This is a genomic window from Desulfurella sp. (assembly GCF_049977265.1).
In the GTDB taxonomy this organism is placed as follows: Bacteria; Campylobacterota_A; Desulfurellia; order Desulfurellales; family Desulfurellaceae; genus Desulfurella.
Window position 1 is genome coordinate 1 of the sequence record NZ_JBMFGQ010000070.1, and the last position, 3,925, is coordinate 3,925.

At 28.7% G+C, this 3,925-nt stretch carries 3 protein-coding genes; 1 reads left to right on the forward strand and 2 read right to left on the reverse strand.

Annotated elements, in window-relative coordinates; all coding sequences use genetic code 11:
• Positions 1 to 156 precede the first annotated feature (156 nt).
• A complete protein-coding gene (locus tag ACP5FO_RS08485) occupies positions 157 to 1,050 on the forward strand; it encodes a potassium channel family protein (RefSeq protein ID WP_428157383.1) in 894 nt (297 codons plus the stop codon).
• Positions 1,051 to 1,091: 41 nt separating this feature from the next.
• On the opposite strand, the gene ACP5FO_RS08490 is transcribed toward ACP5FO_RS08485, so the two are convergent.
• Complete coding sequence (locus ACP5FO_RS08490) at positions 1,092 to 2,954, reverse strand: APC family permease (RefSeq protein ID WP_428157384.1); 1,863 nt, start codon at positions 2,952 to 2,954, stop codon at positions 1,092 to 1,094.
• A gap of 156 nt (positions 2,955 to 3,110) precedes the next feature.
• Positions 3,111 to 3,608 (reverse strand): hypothetical protein, encoded by a 498-nt coding sequence (locus ACP5FO_RS08495; RefSeq protein ID WP_428157385.1) that lies wholly within the window; start codon positions 3,606 to 3,608, stop codon positions 3,111 to 3,113.
• Positions 3,609 to 3,925 lie beyond the last annotated feature (317 nt).

A 3,925-nucleotide genomic window follows, 5' to 3' on the forward strand; every position in this document is an offset into this window, starting at 1 on the left:
TAAAAAATTTTACTTGACAAAAAGATTTGTGTATATTTAAAACGGATAGTATATAAAAAGATGTTTAACTATTTATTAGTTATTTATCGTAAATTAAACATAGTAGCATCGCGAAATAAAAAACAGTTTTTCCAAATATTTATCATATTGGTAGTTGTGTTAGTTTTTTTTGCATATCTTTTTAGCCATTATGAAAAGATTTCACTTTTTAAATCATTATATTGGGCTTTAACGACTGCCTCTACTGTAGGATATGGCGATATCGTGCCCAAAAATAATATTGGCAGAATAATCGCTATGGGATTAATGGTGTTTGGCGTTAGTATAATTGGAGTGTTTCTTGCTGGTCTATCTTCTATTGTTTTAGATTTTAAATTGGGGAGGTTTTTTGGCACAATGGAAAGTCATTTTGTAAAAAATCATGTCGTAATTTTAGGATTTAATGATTATATAAAAAATTCTCTTGAAGAAATTCTTAAAGAAAATGATAAAAATGTTGTTTTAATGGCTGATATTGACAATAATCCTCTAAATAAAGACAAGTTATTGTTTATAAAAGGGGATATAACTAATGAAAAAGATATTAATAAAGCAAAACTTAATAATGCACAATTGTGTATTATTGCAGATAAAGACGATTCTAAAACTCTTATTTCAGCTACGACTGTAAGAAGTCTTTATAGTAAATTGTACATAATAGCTTTGGTATCAAAAAAAGAATTAGCAAAGGTATTAGTAAATTTTGGAATCAACGAAGTATTTGCATCAGGGACATTTTCTAGTAAACTACTTGTTAAATCTGTTTATATAACTGGAGTTTCTAAATTTTTTACTCAATTGTTAGATGAAGATTTTAAAGAAACGCTTGTAGAGAAAATAACACCAACAAGTTTAGCGAATCTAACTTTTAATGAAGCCTTATATAAATTAAGAAATGAAACAAATGAACTTTTAGTAGGAGTCAAACGAGATGGAGAAATTATCATTAATCCAATTGAAAAAGATTTTAGATTGGATATAAAAGATAGACTCCTACTAATAGGAAAATAAAACACTCGCTAAACCACCACATGTTTAAAAATTCTTGACTATTAAAAAGTCGCACCTGTTTGCTTATTTCTTTCATTTTCAATTTCTTCTACTGCTTCATCTAAAGCTGGCGTTTTATATACTGCCTTAACTGCAAATAAATAAACAATAAAATCTATCACAATCATTAAAAGTGTATCTAAAGGAAATGGTATTACAGTATCAATTCCAAATGCCCCAAAAAAAGATACAAAAGCATTTACAAAAATAAAACCAAAAAACCAGTAAGAACTGTTGAAAATTTTTTTATGTTCATCTGACACTTTAGAAGCTGTAAGACCAGTAAAAAATAGCCAGGTAATCGCCATAATAACAAGGCTTACAATATATATTGTAGTTTTATTGCTTAAAGATTCTCTAAAAATAGGGCTAAAAACAAAAATATAGTTAATGATAAGTATTGTAGCTGTTATGACAAATTCTATAACCCCAACGGTATAGGAAAAAGTTTTGGAAAGTTCAAGTGTCTTTGGAGCGTAAAATAGATAGAACAAGGGTACTCCAAGTAAAACAAAGTATATAACCATTGTTAGTGTTTCTGTTCCAGACCAATACATTATTAAAGCTCCAGCAATAAATGCAATGGGTGCAATAACAGAAGACATAGGCAATCTAAATGGTCTATAAAGATTAGGTGCATGTTTTCTAAAACTAATCAGCATCAATGGCCCCAATATGTATGTCAATATAGCAGCACTTGATATAAAACCTACTAATAAATACCAGGAAGGAAATGGCAGAAAGAAAACTAATGACATTAATGTAGTGGTTATCAAAGAAACATATGGTATTCTTGTTTTTTCATGAATTTTTAAAAATGAAGGTGAATAATAACCATCGGCAGAAATGCCATACATAGTCCTTGCACTTGAACCCACAAATATCCACCCTGTTCCAGCTGGAGCTAAAAATGAGCTGATTAATATAAAATAAGCAATGGCAGCAAACAACGCTATACCTGCATTTTTTAACTCTATAAAGTAAGGTGCAGAACCTAAAGAAGTATGTGTCAATGTTGACCATGTAATACCTGCCGGCCATTTTATAGCTCCAATAAAAGCTACTTCTAACATTGTATACAAAATTATGCCTACTATGATCGAAAATATTGTAACAATTGGTATATCTCTTTGAGGATGTTTGGCTTCACCACCAAAATTAAGTGCCTGTCTAAATCCTAAATAAGAAAACACTATACCACAGCTTGGGATCGCATAAAGTATTTTTTCTAAACCTAATGGAGCAAAACCTCCATAAGAAGTAAAGTTAGCTTTATTTAAAATAAAAAGTAGTGCTACAAAAGTAATAACAGGTATAATAAATTTTAACCAGGTCATGACAGTATTAAACTTGGCAAAAAATTTAATACCAAACCAGTTTATTAAAAAGAAAGCAAACATAAGAATAATACCATATATAATTCCAAGCGGTGTAAGCATTACTGCAGTGCCTACAGTATGAACAATACCATGAATATAAGTTGAAGCGTATGTTAAGATTGCTTCTGCTTCAACTACTGGAACGGTAAGGGTGTATAATAAATACGCCCAGCCCATAATATATCCAATGTACCCTCCATATGCATAATGTGGGTATCTAACCAAACCACCACTTTTGGGTAAGGCAGCAGAAATTTCTGCAAACGTTAGGGCTATAAATAAAACAATAATACCACCTATAATCCATGATACAATTGAAGCAGGCCCAGCAGTGCTTGCTGCAGCAACACCTCCAAGAAGCCAACCAGATCCAATTATTCCACCTAAAGATAGGAAGAATAAATCTTGCAGGGTTAATGCTTTTTTAAGTTTTTTATCAGATGCTTCTGCAATTTTTTCTACTTTTTTCTCTAATAAATTTAACATAATACCCTCCATTTTACGTATATTATTTAATTTAAATATTAAAAATCAGTTAGAATATAATTAATTATATGACATAATTAAAAAGTTAATATCAATATTCGACAAAAGATTTGAAATTAGTAAAAATAAATTCCCAATAACTACATTTAAGCCAAATTATCCAAGAATTTTTCTAAAAGAAGTATAAAGCAATAGATTATACAAAAGATAATCAAAAATAATCATGACTAAAAATATCAAAAAAGAATAAAAAGAAATTCTAATCAAACTTTCTCTATAAATTAAAACTACGCTCTCAATGATATTAGATAAGATTGATATTATAAGAAAAATTGAACTGCTTAGTACAAGAAAATTAAACACAAACAATTTACTTAATGACTTATTTACTTTTTTAACTAAATCATAATTGTCTTCAAAATCTTGATTGTCTAATATTCTACATTTATTATTTATATAATAAGTTTCTAAATTATAAAGCGAGTGCGATGAAGTATTAACTACAAATAAAATAATAAGCATTATTCCCTTTAAACCAACTATAGATTCATCGTTTTTAGCTGGCATTTTAAGATATATTGCTAAAAAAAGAAATAATAATCCTAAAAAATCTATTGATAGTATAAACACTTTAGCAAGCTTTAAATACTTCATATACTGCCTCGCGTAAACGCGATGTTTATCTAATAATACCAATTACCTCTAGCTTTAATATGTATATATAAATTTTACCCGATGTCAAGCGATAATGCTTTAACTTAACCTGAGTTCGATATAACTGTGGAACAATTTTTGCTTGCTAACAATAAAAACCCCAGGAGGTATTTATGTTAGCAAGCACAGATATCTTCTAACAAAAAACAAAGAATCATAGATAAATATCAGAGACTCTTAAAATAAAACTAAAATTGATAACAAATTAACACTTACAATGTAAATCTAAACTTTTAAAAAGGCTGTTAGAAATTTAA